19 protein-coding genes and 1 pseudogene are annotated in these 24,844 nt (G+C 38.7%); 4 read left to right on the top strand and 16 right to left on the bottom strand.

Going from position 1 to position 24,844, the window contains the following annotated elements; genetic code table 11:
- Positions 1-90: 90 nt before the first annotated feature.
- From LVD47_RS21080 to LVD47_RS21050, 7 genes are read right to left on the bottom strand one after another with little or no spacing between them, the layout of a single operon-like run.
- The gene (locus LVD47_RS21080) at positions 91-2,379 is read right to left on the bottom strand and encodes a hypothetical protein (protein ID WP_236980426.1); all 2,289 of its coding nucleotides are present in this window, start codon (positions 2,377-2,379) and stop codon (positions 91-93) included.
- A gap of 47 nt (positions 2,380-2,426) precedes the next feature.
- Complete coding sequence (locus LVD47_RS21075) at positions 2,427-5,273, bottom strand: PVC-type heme-binding CxxCH protein (RefSeq protein ID WP_236980425.1); 2,847 nt, start codon at positions 5,271-5,273, stop codon at positions 2,427-2,429.
- Positions 5,270-6,136, bottom strand: a complete 867-nt coding sequence (locus LVD47_RS21070) for a sugar phosphate isomerase/epimerase family protein (RefSeq protein WP_236980424.1) — start codon at positions 6,134-6,136, stop codon at positions 5,270-5,272. The genes LVD47_RS21075 and LVD47_RS21070 overlap by 4 nt, the downstream gene beginning before the upstream one ends.
- A 45-nt stretch (positions 6,137-6,181) precedes the next feature.
- On the bottom strand, positions 6,182-7,480 hold the full coding sequence (locus LVD47_RS21065; RefSeq protein WP_236980422.1) for a hypothetical protein: 1,299 nt from the start codon (positions 7,478-7,480) through the stop codon (positions 6,182-6,184).
- 11 nt (positions 7,481-7,491) lie between these two features.
- Positions 7,492-8,265 carry a 3-hydroxybutyrate dehydrogenase gene (locus LVD47_RS21060; protein WP_236980420.1) on the bottom strand — a complete coding sequence of 258 codons (774 nt, stop codon included), beginning with the start codon at positions 8,263-8,265 and terminating at the stop codon, positions 7,492-7,494.
- Positions 8,266-8,267: 2 nt separating this feature from the next.
- Positions 8,268-8,567 carry a Dabb family protein gene (locus LVD47_RS21055; RefSeq protein ID WP_236980418.1) on the bottom strand — a complete coding sequence of 100 codons (300 nt, stop codon included), beginning with the start codon at positions 8,565-8,567 and terminating at the stop codon, positions 8,268-8,270.
- A 16-nt stretch (positions 8,568-8,583) separates the two neighbouring features.
- Entirely contained in the window at positions 8,584-11,445 is a 2,862-nt protein-coding gene (locus tag LVD47_RS21050; protein ID WP_236980415.1) for a DUF7133 domain-containing protein, read from the bottom strand.
- A gap of 302 nt (positions 11,446-11,747) precedes the next feature.
- Here LVD47_RS21050 and tnpA point away from each other — a divergent pair, with 302 nt between their 5' ends.
- The gene (gene tnpA / locus LVD47_RS21045) at positions 11,748-12,209 is read left to right on the top strand and encodes an IS200/IS605 family transposase (protein WP_236980413.1); all 462 of its coding nucleotides are present in this window, start codon (positions 11,748-11,750) and stop codon (positions 12,207-12,209) included.
- A 328-nt stretch (positions 12,210-12,537) separates the two neighbouring features.
- Here the strand turns inward: tnpA and LVD47_RS21040 are convergent, their stop codons facing one another.
- The 3 genes and pseudogenes from LVD47_RS21040 to LVD47_RS24180 all read right to left on the bottom strand — a co-directional run.
- The gene (locus tag LVD47_RS21040; protein ID WP_236980412.1) at positions 12,538-16,047 is read right to left on the bottom strand and encodes a family 78 glycoside hydrolase catalytic domain; all 3,510 of its coding nucleotides are present in this window, start codon (positions 16,045-16,047) and stop codon (positions 12,538-12,540) included.
- A gap of 218 nt (positions 16,048-16,265) precedes the next feature.
- Positions 16,266-18,422: a DUF5916 domain-containing protein gene (locus tag LVD47_RS21035; protein ID WP_236980410.1), complete on the bottom strand. Its 2,157-nt coding sequence runs from the start codon at positions 18,420-18,422 to the stop codon at positions 16,266-16,268.
- A 459-nt stretch (positions 18,423-18,881) separates the two neighbouring features.
- Positions 18,882-18,989 (bottom strand): annotated as a pseudogene (locus LVD47_RS24180) (DUF433 domain-containing protein); the annotation flags it as partial.
- 102 nt (positions 18,990-19,091) lie between these two features.
- Here LVD47_RS24180 and LVD47_RS21030 point away from each other — a divergent pair.
- From LVD47_RS21030 to LVD47_RS21020, 3 genes are read left to right on the top strand one after another with little or no spacing between them, the layout of a single operon-like run.
- Positions 19,092-19,370, top strand: coding sequence for a type II toxin-antitoxin system RelE/ParE family toxin (locus LVD47_RS21030; protein WP_236980408.1), 279 nt, complete (start codon positions 19,092-19,094; stop codon positions 19,368-19,370).
- A 14-nt stretch (positions 19,371-19,384) separates the two neighbouring features.
- Positions 19,385-19,675 carry a HigA family addiction module antitoxin gene (locus LVD47_RS21025; RefSeq protein ID WP_236980406.1) on the top strand — a complete coding sequence of 97 codons (291 nt, stop codon included), beginning with the start codon at positions 19,385-19,387 and terminating at the stop codon, positions 19,673-19,675.
- Positions 19,676-19,714: 39 nt separating this feature from the next.
- The gene (locus LVD47_RS21020) at positions 19,715-19,981 is read left to right on the top strand and encodes a hypothetical protein (protein WP_236980404.1); all 267 of its coding nucleotides are present in this window, start codon (positions 19,715-19,717) and stop codon (positions 19,979-19,981) included.
- A gap of 410 nt (positions 19,982-20,391) precedes the next feature.
- Here the strand turns inward: LVD47_RS21020 and LVD47_RS21015 are convergent, their stop codons facing one another.
- From LVD47_RS21015 to LVD47_RS20990, 6 genes are all read right to left on the bottom strand, one after another.
- Positions 20,392-20,613 carry a hypothetical protein gene (locus LVD47_RS21015; RefSeq protein WP_236980402.1) on the bottom strand — a complete coding sequence of 74 codons (222 nt, stop codon included), beginning with the start codon at positions 20,611-20,613 and terminating at the stop codon, positions 20,392-20,394.
- A 4-nt stretch (positions 20,614-20,617) separates the two neighbouring features.
- Entirely contained in the window at positions 20,618-21,184 is a 567-nt protein-coding gene (locus LVD47_RS21010; protein ID WP_236980400.1) for a hypothetical protein, read from the bottom strand.
- A complete protein-coding gene (locus LVD47_RS21005; RefSeq protein WP_236980398.1) occupies positions 21,142-22,296 on the bottom strand; it encodes an SGNH/GDSL hydrolase family protein in 1,155 nt (384 codons plus the stop codon). The genes LVD47_RS21010 and LVD47_RS21005 overlap by 43 nt, the downstream gene beginning before the upstream one ends.
- Positions 22,297-22,360: 64 nt before the next feature.
- On the bottom strand, positions 22,361-22,684 hold the full coding sequence (locus tag LVD47_RS21000) for a hypothetical protein (protein WP_236980396.1): 324 nt from the start codon (positions 22,682-22,684) through the stop codon (positions 22,361-22,363).
- Complete coding sequence (locus tag LVD47_RS20995; RefSeq protein WP_236980394.1) at positions 22,671-23,528, bottom strand: Gfo/Idh/MocA family protein; 858 nt, start codon at positions 23,526-23,528, stop codon at positions 22,671-22,673. Before LVD47_RS20995 ends, LVD47_RS21000 begins: the two co-directional genes overlap by 14 nt.
- 57 nt (positions 23,529-23,585) lie before the next feature.
- A complete protein-coding gene (locus tag LVD47_RS20990; protein WP_236980392.1) occupies positions 23,586-24,842 on the bottom strand; it encodes a dipeptidase in 1,257 nt (418 codons plus the stop codon).
- Between the last annotated feature and the right edge of the window lie 2 nt (positions 24,843-24,844).

The following is a 24,844-nucleotide window of genomic DNA, read 5'->3' as shown; positions in this document are numbered from 1 at the left end:
AATAACCGGAAATACCAAGATGGGAAAATTGAGAATATATCCCATTTTCAATACAAAAAGGCTTTTACTTTAAAAAAAATTCCTACCTCGTCAAAAAGTCATTGCAAGCATTTTGATAAATTCATCCCGGACTTCCACCCCCTCCGCTCGCAAAAATTCCAGGATGTCCTTTCCCAATCGGGAATGTATATGGTGAAAATTTACTTTTTCATTGATTACAAATACTCCTGTTTCATTTAATAATGCCGGTGTAAAATTCTCCCCTATCCGGGGCAAATGAAAACGACAATTAGTAAATGTAACGCCATGATCCGAATGAATGTTAAAAAAAACTTCTTGTTCAGTTTTTTTTGAAGGCTCGATATGACAGTTTTCAAAATTCACTTCACCATACCATAATTCCTTCTCACCTAATTCAAGATTATTCACCGTTGAATTCCTAAAAAACAGATCCGCACGAACCCCTTCTAAAGTGGCAGAAAATAGTGGTATATTTTTAAATGAACATTGGATATGAGGCCTATTCTTCTTATATTCCTGATCCGGAAGAAAATCCTCTGAAAACTTCATGCTAACAGAGTTTTCTTCATCCAAATCTACATCTTCAATTTTTATATAAGAATTGTAATGAGTCCTATGATCGTATTTCCCCTCGCTTCCAACTACATATTTTTCAATATTTGTCAAGTCCATAATACAAATTCCCTGCTTGCGATTGCTAATCCTAATATTCTCCAGCTGCATGGATTCAGGAAAAAATAATTTTTGAACGGTTTCCATTTTTTCAAACTGAGCTGTTTCCAGTATATAAGCCTTTGATTTATTGTCGGGAGCAGTGGTATAATCAAAAATAAAATTGCGAATATTAATTCGCCTTGATAAACCAATTGGATATCCGTATTCAAAATCACCTCCCCTAAAGTTTAATATCCGGACCCGTTGGTCATTACCTGCCAGTAATTTACTATCCAAAATAACTATTTCACCATCCCACTTGGCGCCGTAATCATACCGAAAATTAACAAAGCTGTTACTTTCAACAATGGAATTTGAAACATATAGATACCCACCTCCGGTGATACTTATTCCCTTGAGTCCAAAATGCGAATCCCGAATCGTCAAATTCCACAGATGAAAATGAACATCAAATCGATTCAATCGACAATTTTCCACCACAACATCCTTCAGCATATTGGTCCCCATTACTCCCCAGTGAATCCAATCTCCTTCTGCGATTACATTTTTTAGAAAAAATCTTAAAACCCTATTTCCTCCTATACCATAGGTACCATGGGGCACATCAAACTCTTCACCTTCCCGGTCTTTTTCTCTGGGTATCAGTCGAACATTTTCTAAATGGACATTGTACACCTTTGAATAATTATAAAATCCACCCTGCGGAAACATAGAACGATCTTTCTTGCCTTCTTCCAACCCCACCCATTGGTTTTTAATGATAGTTCTGCTCCTGGAAATGGTTATACCACTTTTTACATAAGTCATTTCAAGGTCTTCAGGATTTTCCCCCGATAAATAAAAGACACCTCCTTCTACCTTAAGAAATGAAGGGTCCAATGGGTACATATATATATCCACCGTGTTTTCAAAAGTCCATGCTATATCACCAATTATTTTTCCTCCTTCTTCAACATAAAAAAGCTCTTCCCTGGGTCTCCCGATACTATCATATGGACCGGCCCTAAACCCAATCCGATCCTTTTCATCCATTAAATGAACCAGATGATTGCTGTATCCAGCCAATTCTTTGATTTTACAGACTCCGGGTTTTATTTGTTCGATTATGGCTTTTCTTTCCGGATCCGAAAGAGAGATATAATCCTCATTTGCACTTTTGATATGAAATACCGGATTTCTCGTATTGTACTTTTCTTCTATATGAAAAATAGTATGGCCCCAAATCACATTGGTTTCAACAGGAATAGACCTGGTTTTTACAATCCAATATTCACCGGTATGATTTATAATGGGGATGTTATTCAAATTTGCATATTGGTGCGCTTTTAAAATGGCCGGTCCATCATCTGATTTAGCATCTCCCCTTGCCCCAAACATTTTATAATTTACAGATTTTACGTCCATTAAAACGGCTTGTAAATCGCCGCCCGCTTTTTCAAAATGATAAATTTCTTTTTTCTCTTTTTGTATTGAATAGAGTGCAGAACCACCATCGCCGGGAAAATAATACCCAAGGGTTTTTATGACATCTCCATCTTCGAGTTTCTGATGTGCAAGTCCGGTCAATGAATCAATAACTTTTATCGTTCTGTCCGGTAACATATTACTTCCCCGGAAAGAAATGTTTGACAAAGGCAAGGCGGCTCCCAGGCCAACATAGTTGAGTACTTTTCTTCTTCGCATTACATAATTTATATTTAGCTCCCGAAAATGTAAAACCTGAATATAAACTATTTCAAATTAATAAGATAAGCTACGATATCAGAAAGGTCCTGATTGGACAAATTCAAGGAAGCCGGATCAGGCATCAACGATCCGGTGCGTTCCCTTTTTACAATTTTACTAGATGGGATAGGAATAACTTCTCCCGATGCATCTCTCACCGATATAAAATCACCCTCACTTTGTACAAAACCAAAGACCGTAGTACTATCTTCGGTGGTGATCAACCAGGGCTCATATCCAAAAACTATGTCTGCGCCGGGGTTGATAATGGCATCCAACATTGCCTTACGATCCAGTTTATTTCTAATATTAGTTAAATCAGGTCCTATATCCGCACCCATCTCATTGACTTTGTGACAACTACTACATTTTTCCCTATACACTTCACCGCCTTTATCCGAATCCCCGGTTAAGTCCAGAACTTCAGATATACTAATTTTTTTTTCAGCTAATGGGGCATCGAAATACTCTCCTGCCAATACCCTAACAGATTGATTGGGATTAGAAAAAATATAATTGGCTGCAATGTCTTTTAACTCTTTTGATATCCGATTGCCCGCAGCAATCTGAAGTAACATTTCACCTCCGTAAGGATCCTGTGCCATGGCTACAATTGCTTTACTTTTAGCATCCTTTGAAGAGTCTTCAGCCAGCAAAAGATTTCGCCATTCGCGAACCTCCCCGGGAATTTCTTCCTTCTTATTCATTATTTTATAGTATCCGGCCCAATCATTCGATGCTCTATACCTTAACCACCACTCTCCATATTCCTGAACCACTTCATTATTGCTTAATCTTACTATTTCCTGCATTGCCATTGCTGATTCTTTAGTAGAAATAAACGCCAGGCCAACCATTGCCTTTTTTCTTTGCTCCAGTAAGGATTCATCGCTTAATACAATTGCTTTAAAAGATTCAACCGATTTTTCGGGGTGTAATCTCCAGACAAAGTTAAATACATTTTCCGGCCATTTCACTGGATCCTCGCCATAAGATCTCAATATATCAATGTACAGTTGTGACTCCTTTCCACACGCTGCTGTGCCTAGCGCTTCAAGATACCATCGATCTTTTCCGTCATATCCTTCTAGCAACGTAAATAGTAGTTGTTTGGATTCCCTGTAGGGTAAATCCCTAATAGCAATAGCCACTTCCCTGCGAACCGCAGGCGATGGATCTTTAGAACCCTTTTCATACAAATCAAGAGGAACCTCAATACAAGTTTTAAGGGCTCGCAGAGCAACAATTCGCAGATCTTCACCCCCATACTCAAAAATTTTCTCCACTTCTTTCATTCCGGAAGGCCCCAGTGTAGACAATAACCACACTGCACGAGCCTGGTGATACGGATTCGAAGAATTATTGACGATCTCGAGTATATCATTTACTATATTTTCACCTCGATTACTGAGTGCTGTAAATCCCAAATTCCTAACATTTATCGCCGGATTAAGAAGGGCTTGAATTTGACCTTCTTTAGTATTAAGGTCTAATTTGGGGACGCCCAACCTCTGTCCTTTTGGAGTAATTCGATATATTCGTCCATATCCCGTGGTATCGTGCATTGCATGTCCTCCGACTATGGGGTCATACCAATCACAAATGTATATTGCCCCATCAGTTCCAATTACCACATCACTCGGACGGAACCACTTGGTTGAATCGATGTTCATATTATTCCATCTGTAATCTTCTGTAGATTCCCTGACTGAGGTAGCTAATTTTATGGGATTGGAAAGATCAAAACCGGCTCCGATAACTGTTGGTTTGTATCCAAATACTACGTTTCTTCCAGCATCGGCACTCAAAAACATTCCTTGATATTCTTTACCCAAAATATCCGATTCATAAATTGCTACCCCTGTCGGAGCTCCAGAACCTGTGTTATCACCTGCTGGCATGACACCAGGATCCTCCTGATGCCAATGTGCCGTAAAGATACTTTGCCCCGGTCTTTGATCTGCACGCCAACTGCGACTGCCATCAGCATTAAAATAGCCTGCGTTTCCATTTTCCATTACCCATGTCGCCCGACAAGCCGAAACTTCATCGTCATTATCATTTTGCCACATATTACCATAAGAATCAAGAGTAAGCTCATAAGCATTCCGGAAATTATGAGCCATTACTTTCAATCCTTTTCCGCCCGGGGAAATACGCAATGCCAGGCCTCCTGTCCAAATTCGTCCATCGTCACTGACCAAACCGGGTTTGTTGTCAGTATTATAAGGAGTACCTCCATTATATATACTACCTGAACGCAAAGTCCAACCATCATTATCCTCGACAATATGGGGACCGGCATTTCCTGTATTGAAGTACCAATTACCATCAGGTCCGGCAATAACGGAATGGAGAGAATGATCGTGATCATATCCTCCAAAACCCGTTAGGAAGATTTCTTTGTCATCTGGAATATCATCCCCATTATTGTCAGTATAAACAATTAATGATGGAGCAGAAGAAACAATCACTTTATTTCCGATGACCGCAATTCCAACCGGAGCTTGTAAATCTTTATCCTGCACAAAGACTTTAGACGAATCAGCATGCCCATCACCATCCGTATCTTCCAGGATAACTACTCTATCACCATTTGGATGATGAAAAGGATTTTTTCCATCGTGTTTAAAGGATCTATAGTTAACTGCTTCCGTGACCCATAGTCTGCCTTTGTAGTCGACATCCATGGCTGTGGGGTTATAAAACTGAGGTGTTTCAGCCCATAAGATGGCTTCGAGGTCTCCAGCCACCATTAAATCATTCTTTATTTCTATCGATTGGTCGTTGATATTACAAGAAATAAGTAGGTATAATCCAATAATCAAGAATCCAATTACCTCCTTTTTCATATGTCAAAGGTTTCTCTCAAAAACCTGTTATTAGCGATATAACTTTCACGCATTCCCTCGCCGGGGGGCACTGCGCCTTCTATTTGTATCCAACCACTGTAATCAATTTCTTCCATTGCTTCTCTCACTTTATTGAAGTCAACCCTTCCCTGCCCAAGTAAAAAGCCATTTTCCTTCATGTGAATTTCACATATTTGATTACCTAATTGGCGTATTTCCCTATAAATATCATACCCCATTTTTTCTGAATTGGCCACGTCATAATAAATTTTGAGATTCCCTGATCCAACGGCATCAATTATCGACAAATGTTCATCCCCACTCAACCAGGATTCAATTCCCAAAATAATCCCTTTTGCTTCAGCTTCCGGCATCACTTCCCTCAATCTATCGATAACCTCCTTCTGTCCGGACAAATCACCTTTGAGATCTCCACTTCCAAAAAAAGCTAATAAAACTACGTTACAATTCAGATTTGCAGCAACATCAATACTATCAGCCACCCATTGAATAGTTTGGGGATCGGATTTGTAGGGATACTTGTTGAGTTCTCCAATTGCCAGGCTTGCTATTTCTACTCCAGTTGACTTAGAGGCACCGAGATATTCATCCTGGATTGATTTTTTTCTGAGGTGCATATTATTTTCCTGCTTTCCCAAACTAACCTGCACACCATCCAACCCGATTTTTTTTGCCTCATAAAAAGCTTCTACATTACTGTGATTTCCAATGGACCAGTCACAAGCTCCAATCTTTAATTTTCCAGGATACATATTCTTTTTATTTCTAGTGGGTATATAAGCTGATAATCCTAGTCCTCCTAACGCAAAAATAGCAGTTCTTCTTGTAATGGGAAGCATCATAATTAAATGGTTAACATATTCACCAAAAAATAATTACAGAATCAATTATAAATCCAAACCACTTATATCAATTAAATACATTTGTCTACCGTTACCTCCATGGGTAGAGTCAATACAAACCAAATTCCCATCATTACTTGAACGGGGATGAGTATCGCAACGCCATTCACCGTTATACTCCCTGGGTTCATGAAATCTTCCGAGGTCAATTCTTATATTTGATTCTTCATTATAAATATATGGAATTTGTTCCCGTTTATCCCCTAAGGGATACGTATCATTAAGGATCCATTCTTTACGAGTTCCCGGTAAAAAAGTATTATGGCCATTGTGGATCATAATTCCTTCCCCCACTTTTCGAATGGTTTCTGATTGGTCCCGAAGTTCATAGAACCCGGATTCCCTTCCATTTGGTGTAGTCCAGGCCGTTATGTGATTGGGGTCTTTCCAAATAAAGTGCGAGGTTTTACCTGAAGGATCAAGAAGATAAATATCCCGGCCATCTATTCCCGCGGTAAACATCCGCGTAGAATACCTGCCCCGAATTTTATTGTATTGTTCGGGATTGTTGAGTACATCATCGGGAATAGCTGATTCCCGCCACCTATTGAGAAAAATAAATCTCCTACTGTCAGGGCTAATAAGTAAATGGTTAAAATAATGCCATTTCCCCGAGAGATCCTCTCCCTGATTGGGTATATTGGCAATTTGTTGGTAAGAGAACAATAGTTCTTCCGCTCCCGTTTTTAGATCTATTTTATATATTCCCGATTCCGCAGGAGCATTTTGATCTTTATAGGGGTCCCGGCCACCGGGGTATCCATATCCTTTCCTGTAATTCTGTATCCTGGAGAAGTCCGTCCCAATCGCGGTTTTACCGTCGGGGCTCAAAGTATAAATAGCTCTGGGTAGTACTTTTTCTTCTCCCGAATGAATATCTTTTACAATTGAGACAAAATCCTTCCCTCTGCGATCATTCCAAATCACTTTCGAACTTGATCCCGGAACCCATTGAAGCATACATCCCTGTTGCCACCCCCAGGACCTGCTTTGTCCAATTTCTGTCCATGTATCATTATCTTGTAAGTCGATATATCCCAACTTTACAATATCCTTACTGGATGGAGAACGCATTTCAAAATCTACTTCCATACCCAGCGCATATCTATTATCTGCACTAAATTGTAGTTTATCATAATACCCAAACCAGTGGTAATTAGGTCCCCTGGTAATAGCACGGACAGGGAAATTATTCTTTTGAATAAAACGCCAAAATTCCGGGCCGGCAGAAAATACTAAACCTGCTGCTGACAAATGATTTATAAATTTCCTCCTTGATATCATTATATATAAATTTATTGGACGGTATAGCCACCGTCAATGACCATAGATTGTCCTGTTATTGATGAAGTTTTCTCGGACGCAAGATAAAGTGCCAGTTGGGTCACTTCCGACACGGGAATCAATCTCTTTTGTGGAACCAGGGGATAAATGATTTGCTCCAGCACTTGATGTAAACTAATATTTCGTGTTTTGGCAAGATCTTCCAATTGGCCCCGTACCATATCTGTATCAATATACCCCGGGCAAATTGCATTAGCGGTAATGCCGAAATTAGCCCCTTCCAGGGCGGCCACTTTTGTGAGTCCAATTAACCCGTGTTTTGCACTATTATAAGCGGATTTACCCGCGAAGCCGATGAGGCCATTAATGGATGACATATTGATTATTCTACCAAAATTATTTTTCTTCATTCCAGGGAATACATGTTTTGTGGTAATGAAGGCACCTGTTACCATTACATCAAGTAGTTGCTTAAATTTTTGGGTAGAAAAATCCTCAATTAGTGCGACATGCTGAATCCCTGCATTGTTTACCAGAACATCAATTTTTCCGTATTTATCAATCGTTGACTCAATTTTTTCTTTAACACTATGTTCATCTGTCACATCACAAAAATCAATGCTTACGTGAAAGCCTTTCTCTTTCAATTCCCTTTCGCGCTGAATCAGTAAATCCTGATTGATATCAATCATCTTGACTTTGTAACCAGACTTACAAAACCCCCTGACCATATCCAGACCAATCCCATTTGCTGCTCCTGTAATAAAAACTACCTTCCAGTCCATCGTCAACCCATATCTTTCAATTCATAATCTATCTCAAGGAAATCAGCCACCTGGGAGATCCAAATATTTTCAACGAATCTCTGGTGATCCGGGTGGTTATTATAAAATTCGTAGTCATCCTGATTATCGAAGGTCAGCACCAATCCATATCGGAACTCATTCTTTGGACTGATTTCATCAACATAAGAAAATGACATAATATTAGGTATCGACCTTAACTTTTCTACCTCCTTAAAAAATCCTGCTTCTTCCCTGGAGCCTTCCAAATGTTTCAATTTGAAAAATACAGAATGCGTTATCATATTATTTTACTATTTATTACCCTTTTAAAGTTAAAAGATAAGAAATTATATCAGCGATTTCTAAAGGAGTAAATTTTATTCCATATCCTCCTGGCATCAACGACATTTTATTTTTAACTCTACGCTGGATATCATTGAGCTCCAGCTCAACGGGGTCAGAATTAAAAATATGAATGTTTAACGTATTTTCACCCATTTCGGTTTGTCCTGTATACGATTTTCCATCCCGGGTATAAACAGTCTCCAATTGATATCCTGTTTTAACATCCTTACTCGGAAATAAAACTGACTCTATCAGGTATTTTTCACTTACGGAATTACCGATGGCCGTGAGGTTAGGCCCAACAAGTTTGGTTTTCACATCTCGTTCAAGCGAATGACAGGTACTGCATAGACCTTCCCGTGAATGAAATAGATATTCTCCTCTCACAGCAGAAGCACTTTGTATTTTATTTTGTACTTCGAGTTCTATATTTTTATTATCACTTTCGATTTGTTCATCCAAATCATCACCCATTAACAGTAAAGTTTCTTCTTTAAGTTCTGCATCTTTTTTAATAGTATTATTGATAAGACTTTGAATCAGTTTCTTTGATTTGGCATTTTGGAACAACTCCGACATAGCCCTGATCGTACTTATAGAAATATCCTTTGAAGGATCATTTACTAACTTCTTCCAGTGACCTATATCCTCATCCTGATAATTTTTTGCCAATGCAGAAATGCTTTCAATTCGTACCAGGTTATTATCATTATTTAAGGAAAGATCAATCAGTTGAGATTTACCATTATCACTCAACTTATTCTCCTTTAGAATCCTGATTGATTGAATTAATATTTCATCATTTTCACTTTGCAAACATTCTTCTAGAAATTCAAATAGCGAAGGATCTGAAATTGATTTGTTATTTAAAACCTTAAGTACTTCAATTTTCTCAATATTAGAAGAAATAGTATGCCCACTAATTAATTGTTCTTTCAATAATTCTCCTTTGTTTTCCCGAAATATTTTTGGTAATTCCCATTTTGATACAACACCTTTTAAGGCTTCGTTTTTGTCCAGTGCAGTTTCAATCGCTATTAAGGCAATCTCTTGAGCCTTTTTAGAATCTGATTCGAAAAGATTCTTAACAAGAAGGATATTATTATGTCCATGACGTCCTATATAATTCCCAATCAGATACTTTAATCTTCTATCACTAATACTACCTATGTTTTCAGAAAATATATCCATTACTTTACGTGAATCAGGTAGGGCCAAAGCAGCTTCTATTCGCACCTCCGGATCGTCATCCACATGGAAGTTATTTACAAATTTATAATGATCTTCAAGGAATCCGGACCTTTCATGTAATGAAGTATTTTTATACGTTCCTCCTTTCAAATCCTGTCCAGCCATTTGCCTCAACTGCCTAAGGCAATGGGCCCGTACTTTTCCGTCCCGATGCATCATGCCGTTTTTCATTGCTTTATAAGCCTCGAACGTATTCACCCTACTCAATACCCAAATACTTTCAGCCGCGCCAAATGACGTGCCCTCCGCAGCTAAATTCCCCAAAGCATCTGCTATACTATTTGAAAATTCATTACATAATACTTTAGCGGCTCTTTCTCGAATGCTGTGATTCGAAGCATTTAAAAGAGTGATTAATTTTGCATGCTCACTATTGTCAAAATCAATATTGAATACTCCCGTTTCTCCAACTGCATTTTCCCTGGTAGAAAATTTATATATTCTACCCATATTGTTACTTTCATCATCCCTGCTATGCCAATCACTAAGATATAGGCCGCCATCAGGAGCATATTCTATACTTGTCGGTCGAAAAAGTGTATCTCCGAACATAGTAAAAAATGCAGAATCTCGCTCCCCTATTCCCAAATCTCCTAAAGAATCCCTTTCAAAAAGTCGGATCAATCTGTTATTGGGATTGTACCCATGGCTTCCCCAATTAGATACCATAATATTACCCCAATAATTTTTATGAAACATAGAGCTGTAATAATGAAATGCGGTCGTATTAGCACCATTCCCCATTTCATATACTGGAGGAGATAATTCCGTCTTACCTGCTAACCAATTAAAAGTCACATCCCGCGATGCATAACCATAGTCCATTCCGGGTATAACATCCAGGTAAATATTAGGACTGCCCTCTCCATTTGAAATCATCCATACATGCCCCCAGGGATCAATATCAAAAGCGTAAGGAGCCCTTAACCCTTCCACAATTTTTTCAAGTCCCGAGCCATCCAAATTACACCGGACCATTCCTCCGCTTTGCCCACTTAACCTGACAACCTTCCCGTCGACACCTCTTAGTGTGACTGGTTTACTAACCGGATGGTCAGCCGTTGCAATCCACAATTTATTATCCGGACCCACTTTCACCCTATATAGGCCAAAGGGATTCCACGAATCGGCCGAATCCTTTACTAAAATTTGCCTGTTGGTTGCCCTGCTTCCATTCTCATCGATATCCATCGAAAAAACTATATCCCTGTTAGTGGCATATAGTTTACCTTCGAATACATCCAATCCCAAAACAGGATCTTCAAATCCATCAGCTACAATATCAATTTCTTTGATCTTTCCCTTTTTATCCAAACGTATTCTTTTAATAGGATTTGTAATCTCCTCTACGGGAGCACCTTCTTCCCCATATCTGTACGTATGAGAAAGCGAAACGAAAATATCTCCATTTTCTGCTAGAGCCAAAGACATGGGATTGATAATTTCCGGTTCCATGGCAATGGTATCGATAATAATAGACTGGGAAAAGGTCGTACCAGGAAGATGGTTATCCACTTTTACATCATTGGAATTGCTACATGAATTCAATACCAACCAAAGTAATGCAAGCTTGAAACCTTTCATATAGTACTTAAATCTTATTTACTACCAATATATGAATTTTAGTCGTTATAAAACAGCACAAAACAGAAGATCCCTTTAAAAACAAACACATTCTTACTAGAAAATTGTAGAAGTATAATAGTAAACCTTTGTGTACGAATTTTAAGCAAAGTATGACAAAACTCCGTAGGAGTGGTTTGTTTTATAACCGCGGGTTTTAACTCGCGGTTATGAGAAAGATATTTACCTGAACTCCATAGGAGTGAACGATTTTACTATCCCAAAAAAATTTTATTTTATATAGGTAACAAAAATAAAGCGTAATGGCAAATACTTATACACAAGTCTACATTCAAGCCATTTTTGCGATAAAATACAGAAAAGCTATGATTCACCCTTACTGGAAAAGCTCGTTATTGGGCGTTATAGGGACCCTGATAAATGATACCGATTGTAAATGTATCGTTGCCAATGGAGTCGAAGACCATGTCCACTGTTTTTTTCGCCTGAAACCAACACTGTCATTATCGAAAGTCATGCAAACTGTAAAAGCCAAATCATCTAAATGGATCAATGATCAGGAATGGTTGCGAACAAGATTTGAATGGCAAAGGGGATACGGGGCATTTAGCTATCACCAATCATTGGATGACAAGGTGTATCATTACATTCAAAACCAAGAAAGGCACCATCAGAAACGAAGTTTCAAAGAGGAGTATAAAAGCATATTAAATGCGTTCCAGATCGAATATAATGAAGACTATCTGTTTCATGAGCTGATCTGAAAATGAGTCGTGCCCACGGCACTAAATATCTTTAAGTTCGAAACCTCGCGCTGGCCTGACGGCCTCGCACGAGGTTAGAATATGAATCGAGGCTACGCCTCTTTTCCCCTTCGTGACAGTAATAAAACCGATATAATCCCATCATTAATACGTATTTACCTATATCTACACATTACTTAGTCACTTCAACTGTTCAATTGAAACTTATCCAAAGAACATTGTAGAATGTCTTTCCAGAAGAAGGAATTCCAAAAAATTCAATCCCATTTTTTGAAGTAAAATCAAAACAATCAGTCACATGCACATCACATTAACCAAGATCATTGTACTAAAAAGAACTGATTCTAATTTCAATAGAATTCTTTCCCGGAGACAACCTCACCGAACGAAAAGAAGTGTTCACATATTCCCCATTGACCGTTACTGACTGGTTTGTCCCGCTTTTCAACTGGAATTCAGCAGAAACATTTGCCGGTAAATCAATTTCGTACTTCTCATAGCGATTATTGACTTTCTCGTATTTGGCAGATACAATACCAGTCAAAAAAGGAACTTCAATAAATGATCTTTCTAAATCACTCAACTGTGGAGCAATGGAAATCAAACTACCTCCAGGCGTTTTCGGTACAATCCCCCACATTTTCCGAGCTATTGTATTCCCCGGAACAGCTCCCCATGCATGATTCCAATCCGCGTTTGGTTTGTATTTCATATCCCAGGCTTCGAGGGTAATAGTGGAACCAATTTCAATCATATTCCACCAGCTTCTGTCCCCTGTCGAAGTCATTAATTCAAGTGCATAATCTTCTTCACCTGCGTTGTACAATCCGTCCATCAAATATTGCGCTCCGTAAACACTACAGGCCATTCCACGGGATTTGATAAATTCTACCACTGAAGATTGGTATTCTTCCGGAACCAAATTAAAAGCTAACGGTAGCATGTTTGCATGAAGTGAGGCATGACCAGTGCCTTCGCCATCAATATAAACGCCTCTACTGCTATCAAATAATTTTTTATTTAGGGAGGAAATCCCTTTGGCAGCCGCTAATTCAAATTCCAGCGCTTCATGCGGCTTTTTCAATAACCTGGCAAATACTGCCATAATCTTCATATTCTGGCAGTAAAAACTATTAACTACCGTATTAATAGGCCTAAATACATAGCCATCTCTCTCCCCTTCTTCTGTCGCCAATTCCCATCCCGTATCTTTTTGGGCAGGCGGCCAATCAACTATATCTCTCAACTTTGCATCGGGATCTTTGAAACCCAGTTTTTTCATAAACTCCGGCGTAGCCCTTTCAGAACTAATCAATCCATCCTCCCCGGCTAATTCAAGAAGAGATTTATGCTTAAGTTCTTCATAATAGCGTTCAATAATTTCCGTATTCCCAGTATACATATAATCTTCATAGACCATCAAAGCTACATGCAATTGCCATTCCGTAGGCCAGGTGGGGTTCTTCATAAAATATTCTATTGTCCTTCTGGCAATGGGATATTCACTATCTACTGCATAATGGCTCAATTGATTGATATAAGCATCTGCTTCATAGGGTATTCTTTCCCGGTCACCATCTACATACAGTCCTGCAAAAGAAGTGGCTTTGATACTGTATTTACACAAATCCCAAATTTGATTCAATATGGTATCCGAACTTGAAAAACTACTGGTTCCTTCATCTAAGTAGGTGTGATAAGCTAACTGCTTAAAATCCATATCCGCAATTTCAAATTCAGATACACCCTGTACCTCACAATATCGAAAAGGAAGAACAACCGGAAAAGAATCCGGAAGGGGTACCGCTACAGGTAGTGTATTTCTTTTATTCGGAATCAATTCGACCAGATATTCAGTTTGATCCGGGACTACATTGACTTCCACTTCCTGAAATCGTATATTACCCTGAGGTTCAGCATTTACTTTCCCATCTTTCAGCTGCTCTCCCAACCGGAATGTCAAAGTCTTTGCCCTGTTCGTCTGATACGTAAACTCCACTGTTCCAAAAGCAGCTTTTCCAAAATCAATTAGATGTTGTTCATTGGATAAGGTCTTTATTGAAACGGGTAAAACTTTATCAATCTGAAAGAAATTAGAGGTTGTTATACCAGAGGGGTATGCAGCGATCGAAAATTTTTGGGGTTTGGAATATTCTCCCAGTCGATTGTACTTAGACCACACACGCACTTTCCAGAAATACGCATGGCCACTTTTAAGTGGCTTTCCTTTATGCTCTATGTTATAGGTCTCTGAAGAACGCACCTCACCTGTATCCCAAACATCACCAATATTACGGTCTAAATTATCTTTGGAAGATGCAACCAGAATTTGATACCCTTCCTGGTAATTATTTTCACTAGCAAATTGCCAGTTATATTCGGGTTTTGAATCCAATACTTCCACATTAGAAGGTTTCCGAATAAATTCAACCATGAGATTTTGTGGCACATTTGTAGTCGGATCTTTATATTGATTGCCCAGGCGATTACAGGCTTTTCTCAGATCTTCCATCACTTCTTGGTACTGTGGGTTACCCGCCAAATTATTTATTTCCTTTGGATCGTCCTTGAGGTTATACAATTCCTCAATAGACTGATCATTTACATATCTGAGGTACTTCCAATCATGTGTTCTTACGCCTTCACTAGGGGGTATATTTTCAAAATCCCATAAATGCTCAATTAGGACCGTGTCTCTGTCAAATTGATAATTACTGGATTTGATAACGGGAACCAGGCTTTTCCCCTGCCAATGTTCAGGACTTGATAATCCGGCAAAATCGAGAATAGTAGACGGAACATCTACATTCAATGCCATTTCATCAATATCCTTATGTTCTTTGTGGCGGGGGTCAAAAATGATTAAGGGGACACGAACAGAATTGTCGTACATCAACCATTTTCCAGCCAATTGGCGCTCTCCCAGAAAATACCCGTTGTCGCCCATCAGAATAATAACCGTATTATCTGCAATTCCTTTTTCTTCCAGTTTCTTTCGGATTTTGGCAATTTCCCTGTCTATTCCCGCAATCATCCTGTGGTATCCCTTGACACTATGCTGGTATTTTTCCGGAGTATCATAACGCCAATACCAACGGGTCCGATTAAACCCTTCCCGAACTATTTTTGGTAATGCTTCAAAATATTTGTCATCTCCCAGACTTGGTTCTGGCACATTTGTATTTGAAAGTATTTCGTTACTTTCCTCTTGCCAAAAATATTGGTCTTCGGCAGGATCGTGTGCATGGGGGGCACTAAAACTTAAATTTAAATTAAAGGGTTGGTCAGTGTTTACCTCATCAATAAAGTCCAATGCTTTTTGTCCGGTATATCTCGTAAGGTGTACGGAATCACCATCCAGGGTCTTATAGTAATATCCTCTTCGATCTTTGAATGCGCCATTGCGATCATAGACTTCATAATCGTCAAACAAATCATTTGTCAAATTAGTCCGAACTCCCAATTTCCCATAAAAACCAGTGCGGTAACCAGCTTCCCGCATAATTTTTGGATACGATAGTTCCATAAATTCTCCTTTCAAACTGCTGGTCTGGAAATCATATCTGTGGGTACGCTCGTATAATCCTGTCAATATTGTCGCTCTGCTCGCCGCACAAATCGGTGTCGAAACCATAGCGTTTTTAAAATACACTCCTTCACTGGCCAGTTTATCCATTTCCGGGGTATGGGCGAGTTCATTACCAGCGTATCCCAGCGCGTCCCAGCGCTGATCATCTGTGAGAATAAATATTATATTCGGCCGCTGCTCAGAAGAATTTTGCCCAGAAACAGATAACGCAAAACCAATAAGAAAATATAGTGCAAGAATTTTTTTCATTTTTTCAAATAATTTGATTGAAATTCGAAGTTAGTAAAAAATGAAAGCATAGGTGGGATACAGTTACCCCCTTTTTGATTTGGACGCACTACACATTAACATCTTATACTATAAAATGCTATTTAATTCAGGAATAATACTTTTAAAAAAAATTGGTGTTGAAAAAATGACAGAAGTTTTACCTCCAACTATTCAATTAATTCAAATCTTCTTCTGGTTTAATTAATCCAATAAGTCATTTTAAAGACGAGCGCTTTATTTCGCGACTCAAATCCATCAATCACATAATTATCCGTATACACTAAAAATATATCCGAAACAGGCTGATACCTCCATTGAAATCGCATATTAATATTGACATTGTCTATCTGTTCGTTGTATTGCACAAAAAGAGTCCAAAATATTTGATCAGTAAAAGTCACATCAAATTTAGGACCCAACAACCAAAAATTTCTTCTAATAAATGGATCGGGCAAATCAATATCTGTATAATTAACATTCATAGACATATTGACAAAAGGTTGGATGCGATAACCTATTGTACCATTTAAATATCGAATTTCTCCGTTATAAAAATTCCCAACACCAGTCTCTGCAGCCCAATTCAAAGAAGTCTTTGCCGTCGACACATATGAAGCCAGGAACTTACCGTATGTATAATTTGTCCCTCCCGGTAGAAAAAATTCACTCCGTTGAGTGGGATCAAAATCTCTATTCAATTCCACAAAACTATGTTCATATCCCACACTAAATTCCGAACGATCCCGAAAAACCAAACTATACATAAGTGAATTATTTTGCTCAATCCGATCAAAATCCTCCGAAAAGTAATTTTCACTCATCAATTGCGGACCGTGACTAACAATTCTTTTATTAGGGACAAACAAGTAAGTTACGGCAGGACTAATGAGATGGTAGCCTGTGCGCCGAACAAACCCTACTTCCGCATTGTAATTTTTCCCCACAGACGCTTGAAGCAACTCCACCTGGATATTTTTGACTTTATAGCTAAGTCGAGCCCCTTGAGAATATTGATTTCCGGGATTTCCGGGTTGAAAGGAACGATGGTAATAAAATTTACCATTCCAAAGATTATCGTTGCTGGCTAGATTATAGTCCAACCCTATAACCCTGTTGAACAAATCTAAAGAATCTGGTTGATTCAGGAACTCCTTATTGACAAAAATAAATCCAACATTAGATCTGGCAAATACCTTTTTCTGAGCTGTTGCAACCGTATAATTACGTGAGAGATGGTCTCCCGTCTCTTTCGTAGTCATATTCATCAAACCGACTCTAACGTCATTGCCAATTTTGCCGCTTAACCTTACTCCCCCAATGACCGGAGCATCCAGACCGATTCTTCTGGTAAAAAAAGGTGTGGTGGCTGATTCACCATATCCGGAAAAGAGATCACTATTCACCAGAAAAAATTGCCTTCTCTCTGGAAAGAACAATTCAAAGCGATCGATATTTGTAATTTGTTGATCGACCTCAACCTGAGCAAAATCAGGATTGTACGTGAGATCCAAATTCATTGCAGATGATATCCCCAGTTTTGCATCAAAGCCAAAATCAGCTTCATAGTCCCCTTTTTTATCAAGAATATCATCCTGAGAATAACTTCCGAATACATAGGGTATTACTGACAACTGCACTTTTGGCTCAGGTAAAATAGTCTCAAAAACCAGCGCTCCTGTATGAGACAAAGACGCAGTTGGAAATTGACGTGGAACAGGTGCCCAGGCGGATTTTTCATTTGATTTTAGATCGAGCCTACTAAAGTTAACATTCCATTCTTTACTCCCTGCAGGATAGTTTATTGATTTGAAGGGGATACTCATTTCCGACACCCACCGGTCCCTGTAGTGCTTTGTTTCTGATATCCATTTACAATCCCAATCCAGACTGACGCTTGAACCATTGGACATAGTACCATCCCACTGTGCCCCCGAAGCTGAGACACCAAATGAAAATCCGGTAGTTTGATCCAGAAAAGGATCAATAAAAACAAGGAAATTATCGTTCTTGCCAAAAGAAAAATCCCTTCGAAAAGATTCCATTACCCTTTTGCCGGGGATAGTATCAAAAAAAGTAACGGCGATGTAAAAATTTTCACTGTCATATGTTACCATGATTTCAGATGGTTGCGTTGCATATCCCGTATCTATTGGCAAAACCTTATAGAAGTCAGTAGCCTTTTGTGCACTCAACCAATCTTTTTCATTTAATATGCCGTCAATAATAATTTCCGTTTGCGCTTTTTTTACATGGTAGGTATAATTAAGATTGTTCTTCAGAGGTAATGGTTGTCCAGAACACAAAACAACCACTAGGGATAATAGATACGTACAACCAATTTTTGAATATATCAATTTTTTTTAATTTATAAATCTTATTAATGAAACGCAAAATACATTTATAAAGTAGTTTATTTAACATAACTCCCATGAATAATTATACCGTGAATTAAAACATCAACTAATACGAAAGAATATTGAAATTTTGGGTTCATTATATCATGGATCACTGTCCTTATCAACATAAAATATTATATAAACCATACACCAAATTTACTTTAGGCATTTATCAATCACAGCACAAAAAACAGGAATAGTAGCAACCTTGAAGGTCTGGATAAATTGAGTTTCAAAACAGACTTGAGTATTACAAATCCCTATCTAATAAAATATAGTATGGAAACCTTCAAGGTTTTGATAAACACATAATAAAAAAAGGTGGAGAAGGAAGTTATGCAAAATAATCCTGCGAATATGAGTGAACCAGGTGCTCCTAGCATGAGAGTGGCTATCATTTTGCCGGTCGTATACGTACTATCCAACTCTGGTTGAATGACTGCATCGGGCAAATGATAAAGCGGCAAGGATAGCTTCTTTTGTCAGCCGGGGGTAAGAAGCTAATAAATTCTCAATGGACTCACCTGCGGAAAGGAATGCTTCTTACTCCACTCCCTGTATTAATAATTCAGATAAAATCTTTTAAAATTATTTGTCACCTATTACGTAACGCGTTATATTTGTACTATGATTGAAAGTATCCGGCATAAAGGGCTCCGACTTTTGTGGGAAAAAGATGATATATCCAAATTGCCAACAACGCAGATATCTAAAATCAGAGCAATTTTAACTTTGTTGGATAATGCTGAAGAAATTAAGGATATGAACTTTCCAGGATCTGAGTTACATCCTCTTAAAGGTGATTTGAAAGGGTTTTGGTCTGTAAAGGTCAGTGCAAACTATCGGATAATTTTTCGATTTAAAAACGAGAGTGTGAACGATATTAATTATGTAGACTATCATTAACAAAAATAAACATTATGACTCTAAAACGTGGAATGCAGCCCGAACATCCGGGCAAAATATTACGAGAAATATATCTAAGTCCATTGGAAATTACTATTACAGATGCAGCAAAAAAATTGGGGATTACACGCAAAACATTGTCCCAACTCGTAAACGGACATATGGGTATTAGCGCTGAAATGGCCCTTCGCTTATCTATAGCTCTAAATACCACACCTGAATTATGGCTTAATATGCAACAAAGTTATGACCTTTGGTTTGCGTCTCAAAAAATGAAGTCTGTGGAAATTGGACAGATTGCGTGATCTGCAAATGATATTACCGGTTCACTAAATAATATATCCATGACGCTTGATTTTGACCACTTTCTGTGGGGGAAAATGGAAAGCAAACTGGAAATCAATGAAATCATGAAGTTATTGCATCCCCTAAGTGCCGATAGTAAGTTGGAAATTATATCCAGATTAACAAAAGAATTAAAAGCGGATGTCTCTATAGAAAACAAAACAACTTCTGATTCTGCAGACGAACTTTATATAACCCAAAAAGATTTGGATGAAAAGGCTTTGTTAAAAGAGGAAATAAAAGAAGCCCTGCTAAAGACCTTCTAAATGAACTATAATGTTCTTTCTATCCCTCCTTTTGACAAGCAGTTAAAACGATTGGCTAAGAAATACCCATCACTCAAAATTGAGTATCTAAAAATAGTAAGGCTAAAAGAGCTAACAACTATGAATTAATAGCCACCCCCATTGGGATCCCTTTGGGAGAATACGCGAATGGTTGTCCGCAGCGGCGGACAACCCAAAGTATTCGGAGCGCAATTTATTCGTGCATTCGTGGCTCTTGAAAACCTTAATGTTCAGTGGTTTCATTTTAGTTAGATAGAAATAATTCATTGAAAAAGAACCTAAAATTTACACCCTCCAATGATCCTCTTTTGCGGAACTTATACACCTTTAAATCATCAATTGTAATTCCCCCGAACACCTTTCCGGGGTTAAAAAAGGAAATTTGAACTTCACCGATCTGAATAACCCAATCCAATATCAACCTCGACCTTATTACTATTTTTCCAAAGTCGCAGCAAGGACATCATCAATGTATCGCCCCGGGTAATAGCTTCATAATGATCGTGATGCGTACTCGCTTTTGGTAAAGGTGAAGTATCATTTAGAAACATTTCAATCGCTTTACCGGCAAAATAATTGGCCCGATCGAGGTAGTCTTTTTCACTACTCAATTCATTAGCATATAACATCGCCCATGGTGCCCGGATAAATGGGAAATTCAATGTTCGGTTCGCTATCCATATACCGGTCCGCCGTTGCCAAAATCAATTTTTTGTATCCCGGATCAGCCACTTGCTTGTATCGCTCCATACAAAGATTGGCCATTTGCGCATCCGTTGCCTGGCCATATCCCGTAGCCCACAATCTGGAATAAACACGATTGGAATGATTGCGTACATCTGCAGGAACCAGCGTATTCGTATTTACCGTCGTAGCAAAACCCTGTCCGTCAGGATTTAGTTCATGATTAATACTCAAAAATACACTGTCACATTTCATCGCCTGCCTTTTCATTTCTGTTGCCACTTCGGATTCTCCCAATTTGTCAGCCCCCTGAAACAAATCCACAGCCAAGGACAAATTGCTGGACGGCCACATCATCATACCTTCAGATCGATGGTGTGTTTCAGCGGGAATTCCTCCAGAATAAGGACTTCGCTGATTTATATAAAAACGTAAAAGTGTCTGAATAGCAGTATCTATTTTTCTATTAACAAAGCACTTATCACCTGAGCATACCATCGGGCCAAATAGTCATTTGGATGATTGACATTATTCCCTGTCATATCCTGGTAAGATTTGTGTAGAAGTAATTCTTCGTGAACAGAGGTCAAATCAGCTATAGCAACTCCTTTTTTCTGAAGATCAAAAATTGGCTTTCTATATTTTTTCTGGATACCACTTTGGATAGCATCCGGATTTGGAATCATAGGTGTAATAAGTATGAATTCGCATTGCGGGTTTTCTCGTTTTATTGAGTTGACTATACTTTGAAGCTGGTTTGTAAATTTTCGAGGACTTATCCCAACTGATCCATCATTCATTCCAAACCCTATAATTACAAGATCCGGGTTTTCCGGGTTCACCAATTTATCTGCATTTTCTACACCCCAACTGGCTTTCATGCCGCCCTTTGATTTATTGGAATACTCGATAGCCCCTGAGTAATTATTTCGCAAGTTATAAACAATTAATTCTGGCCATGTAGGTAAAAAAGGGCTTTGACCCAAAGTACTACTTGAATTCGCCCCAGTTTCTATACTGTCTCCGTAGAATACGATCTTTACTGTCTTGCCTTCTTTTAGCTTTAAAAGGGTTTGAACAAGCTGGTTCCTCGCAATATTTTGAATTCTTCCTTTCCATTGCGATTTTCTTTTTTTAACATAGGTAACAGCTAACTGCCTGGATTGCAAGAGTCCATTTTCACTAAAAAGAATATATTTATCAGGTAAACTACTTTTCATAGATACACCTTCTTTTTTATCACGATAAATGAGATCTTCGCGATTAAAGTATGGAATTTCAGAACCTTTCGGTATAACTATTTTCCCCCTTTTGTATTTCCAATCTTTCCCTTTCTGAAATTCTTTTTTCTGATACCCATCCGTTACAGAAATTACCTCTTTAGCTTGAAATAACAAATTACCTACAGGAAGGCTTGATTGGTCCTTGATTGGCTGAATAATTTCATTATAAATAGTATCCGTTTTCCAAAAAGGAATTAACGCCCTTTCCCATTTACCAGTTGAAAGCACCGAGGAAGATACCTGGCCTTCAATAAAGTTAGGGACCATCCAAAAAACCAAAAGGCCAAAATATATTTCATAAATTTTCAAAAATGATGAACATCGCATAATTTCGGTATTACGTGGAAATCCTACAATTACACTATTGAGCCTTACAAATATAGATTCTGGATCAAAGCACTTTGGTCACTCCCGGAATAGGCACTTCTGAAGCCGCCCATTTCAAATTCCAATTGTATTGATTGTACCGGGGACCAATATTTACATCCGAATTCATAGCCTCTTCCCAGGTAATTTCTTTTCCACTATACGCTACCATTCGACCTAATATTCCCAACATCGTGCTATTAGCCATCCATTCCCCGTCATTGATTGGATTCCCGGCGCGAATCGATGCAAATAATTCATTTTGCTCTTCCTGGTGCATAACATTGACTTCTCCTTTATAGGACCAGGGGTTTTTACCCTTAATCGTCCATTCTTTATACATCTGCATAATCGTAAATATTACCATAAATAGGATCTATCCTTTTCTGCCTCCCCCCTACACCAATGGCTTTGATAGGAATACGATCACCAAGGGCCCAGGCCATCATGTCCAGACTATGAACTGCAACTTCGACAATAAAATCACCGGATAACCAATCATAATAGTACCAATTACGCAATTGATATTCCATTTCTCCCCAATCATCCTTTCTTGGGAACGACCAAAGTTCTCCTCCATATCGATAACCGGTTACACTCCTTATATCACCTACGGCTCCGTCCAAAATCCTTCCAAATGCCTCCCTGTTAGCGTTTTGGTACCTGAAGCAAAATCCACTGACCAAGGCCAAATTTTTCTCTTTTGCTACTTTCGCTGAGGCTAATACCTTTCGTATCCCCGGACCATCAACCGCCACAGGTTTTTCTGCAAAAACATGTTTACCGGCATTTACAGCCGCTTCCAAATGTTCTGGGCGTGCATATGGAGGTGCTGCTAATAATACCACATCTACGCCCGAATCTATTACCTTTTGATAGGCGTCAAAACCAATAAACTTGTGATCAGCATTGACCTTTGTGCGCTCGGGGTGTTCTTCCTTTAATGCCGAAAGAGATTTTTCCATCCGATCGGGAAAAATATCCCCCATCGCTGTCAAATGCACATTATCATCCGCATTAAGGGCCTGGACGGCAGCACCCGTTCCTCGACCACCGCAACCAATTAAACCAACTTTCACAATATCATTATTTGTGTATAAAGAACCGGATTTGATAATATTAAACGGCATCATCGATCCTGCCACAGCAAAGCTCGAATTCTTTATAAATGTTCTTCTATTTTCTTTACTCATAATTAAAATTTATCGTTGCTGATATTCCCAATTAATACTTTTACAGGACGATCAAATTTAAGAAATAGCTTTCAATACTCGCATGGCATTCCCACCAATTATTTTTTGGATATCAGAATCTGAATATCCTCGCTGCACTAAACCCACTGTAAATAATGGCCAATTGGTCCATGCCATACTCCTTCTCATTTCAGAGGTTTCCCGAAAGTCATCACTTGGCCACAACGCCTCCCAACGAGTTCTGGACCGTCGATATCCGGGTATAACTTTATTTTCTTCACCTGCAAAACTCGAGGTATATGGAACATCAGTACCAATACCGACATAATCCGGTCCAAATTTCTGGGCTATATAGTCAATATGATCCAGCATATCTACTATATTTCCCGTACCACCCAAAAATCTGGGGATACAACAAATACCTAAATAACCACCTTTATCTGCTAATGCTTTTATCACATAATCGGGTTTGGATCGTATGTGTTCATGTATTGATGCAGCAGTTGAATGACTTACTACAACAGGTCCACTCGACAGCTGGATGGCCTCCAGACTTGTTTTCCAACCCGAGTGAGCAACATCTACAAGTATTCCATTTTTATTCATTTCTTTCACTACGGCTCTACCAAAATCGCTGAGACCTGCATCCGTTTTTTCTCCGCATCCATCACCGATTAAATTTCTTCGATTATAAGTGAGATGCATCATACGAATTCCCAATTGATAAAAAACCCTTATGTATCTCAACTCCTCCTCCAATGAGACCATATCCAAAGGCATTGGGACTCCATTACCACTAAAGTAAAGACAATGCCTTCCCGCTGACTTTGCCTTTTCAACATTCTCAGGCTTGACTGCTTTACCCACAATATCTGGTATCATATCGGTCACATAGGTGAACCGTGCCAATCTTTTGAGCAAAACCTTCACGGTGTTACTTTCCTCTCCTGCATTTTGGAATACACAAGCCACACCCGATGCCTTCCACGCCTGTTCAAATTCTTCCCGTTCTCTATCATCATCGACAAAACGAGTCATTGAGTGAGCTTCCTTTAAATCTTTTAACTCCAGTTCCGATGCACCTTCCTCGACTGCTTTAGCAATCGCTTTACCATCAAAAGCTGCTCTGGGCATAAATCCATAGGTGTCAAAAACCAGTGAATTTTTATGCAATTCCAAGCCGTGCTCCAGATCTCTTTTCGATGGTTTGAGAAGGTCCAGAGCAATTTGTCGATCATCTTTGATTTTGGAATTAAAAACAGATGGATTTGTTTGATTTTGAAAATTAGTGAGGACTTTTTTGCCTTCACCCATCA

It is taken from the genome of Membranihabitans maritimus (assembly GCF_021729145.1).
GTDB lineage: Bacteria > Bacteroidota > Bacteroidia > Chitinophagales > Saprospiraceae > Membranihabitans > Membranihabitans maritimus.
The sequence above is the reverse complement of the archived record's forward strand: the minus strand, read 5'-3'. Positions and strand labels throughout refer to the sequence as shown.

What these genes read in the sequence shown, in the direction of transcription:
- LVD47_RS20990 (WP_236980392.1), bottom strand. Translation starts at nt 24,842, where the DNA reads ATGGGTGAAGGCAAAAAAGTCCTCACTAATTTTCAAAATCAAACAAAT.
- LVD47_RS21010 (WP_236980400.1), bottom strand. Translation starts at nt 21,184, where the DNA reads ATGGTATGCTCAGGTGATAAGTGCTTTGTTAATAGAAAAATAGATACT.
- tnpA (WP_236980413.1), top strand. Translation starts at nt 11,748, where the DNA reads ATGGCAAATACTTATACACAAGTCTACATTCAAGCCATTTTTGCGATA.
- LVD47_RS21070 (WP_236980424.1), bottom strand. Translation starts at nt 6,136, where the DNA reads ATGATGCTTCCCATTACAAGAAGAACTGCTATTTTTGCGTTAGGAGGA.
- LVD47_RS21075 (WP_236980425.1), bottom strand. Translation starts at nt 5,273, where the DNA reads ATGAAAAAGGAGGTAATTGGATTCTTGATTATTGGATTATACCTACTT.
- LVD47_RS21020 (WP_236980404.1), top strand. Translation starts at nt 19,715, where the DNA reads ATGACGCTTGATTTTGACCACTTTCTGTGGGGGAAAATGGAAAGCAAA.
- LVD47_RS21050 (WP_236980415.1), bottom strand. Translation starts at nt 11,445, where the DNA reads ATGAAAGGTTTCAAGCTTGCATTACTTTGGTTGGTATTGAATTCATGT.
- LVD47_RS21005 (WP_236980398.1), bottom strand. Translation starts at nt 22,296, where the DNA reads ATGCGATGTTCATCATTTTTGAAAATTTATGAAATATATTTTGGCCTT.
- LVD47_RS20995 (WP_236980394.1), bottom strand. Translation starts at nt 23,528, where the DNA reads ATGAGTAAAGAAAATAGAAGAACATTTATAAAGAATTCGAGCTTTGCT.
- LVD47_RS21055 (WP_236980418.1), bottom strand. Translation starts at nt 8,567, where the DNA reads ATGATAACGCATTCTGTATTTTTCAAATTGAAACATTTGGAAGGCTCC.
- LVD47_RS21000 (WP_236980396.1), bottom strand. Translation starts at nt 22,684, where the DNA reads ATGCAGATGTATAAAGAATGGACGATTAAGGGTAAAAACCCCTGGTCC.
- LVD47_RS21025 (WP_236980406.1), top strand. Translation starts at nt 19,385, where the DNA reads ATGACTCTAAAACGTGGAATGCAGCCCGAACATCCGGGCAAAATATTA.
- LVD47_RS21060 (WP_236980420.1), bottom strand. Translation starts at nt 8,265, where the DNA reads ATGGACTGGAAGGTAGTTTTTATTACAGGAGCAGCAAATGGGATTGGT.
- LVD47_RS21040 (WP_236980412.1), bottom strand. Translation starts at nt 16,047, where the DNA reads ATGAAAAAAATTCTTGCACTATATTTTCTTATTGGTTTTGCGTTATCT.
- LVD47_RS21065 (WP_236980422.1), bottom strand. Translation starts at nt 7,480, where the DNA reads ATGATATCAAGGAGGAAATTTATAAATCATTTGTCAGCAGCAGGTTTA.
- LVD47_RS21080 (WP_236980426.1), bottom strand. Translation starts at nt 2,379, where the DNA reads ATGCGAAGAAGAAAAGTACTCAACTATGTTGGCCTGGGAGCCGCCTTG.
- LVD47_RS21030 (WP_236980408.1), top strand. Translation starts at nt 19,092, where the DNA reads ATGATTGAAAGTATCCGGCATAAAGGGCTCCGACTTTTGTGGGAAAAA.